Below are 400 nucleotides of genomic sequence, written 5' to 3'. Positions count from 1 at the left end.
CGGTCAGCGTCGCGATGGTGGCGCTGTACCTGGGCCTGAGCTATCTCGGCCTGATGTCGCTGCATGCGCAGGTGCCGACGCTGGGCGTGGGCATGTTCTGCCTGCTGCTGGCACCGGAGTTCTACGCGCCGCTGCGGCGGTTGGCCGCGCACTATCACGACCGCGCCAACGCACTGGCCGCGGCCGCCGAAGTGGAGCGCCTGCTCGGTGAACTGCCTGCCGCAGCCGCAGCCGCAGCCGGTGTCGATGACGCACCGCCCGCCACCGCGCGTGCGCCGGAACTGCTCGAACTGCACGCGCCGCCGGTGGTCGTACGCGACGTGAGCCTGCGCCCGTTGGGTGCGCACCACGATGTGGTGCCGCACCTGTGGTGCCTGGGCGAGGCGGGGCAGCGCGTGGC

At 72.5% G+C, this 400-nt stretch carries 1 pseudogene; it reads left to right on the top strand.

The window, feature by feature from the left end:
- A pseudogene (locus ACLFKU_RS44315) lies at positions 1 to 400 on the top strand (thiol reductant ABC exporter subunit CydD); the annotation flags it as partial.

This window comes from Paraburkholderia sp. EG304 (genome assembly GCF_046543485.1).
In the GTDB taxonomy this organism is placed as follows: Bacteria; Pseudomonadota; Gammaproteobacteria; order Burkholderiales; family Burkholderiaceae; genus Paraburkholderia; species Paraburkholderia youngii.
This window is presented reverse-complemented; position numbering and strand designations above follow the sequence as displayed.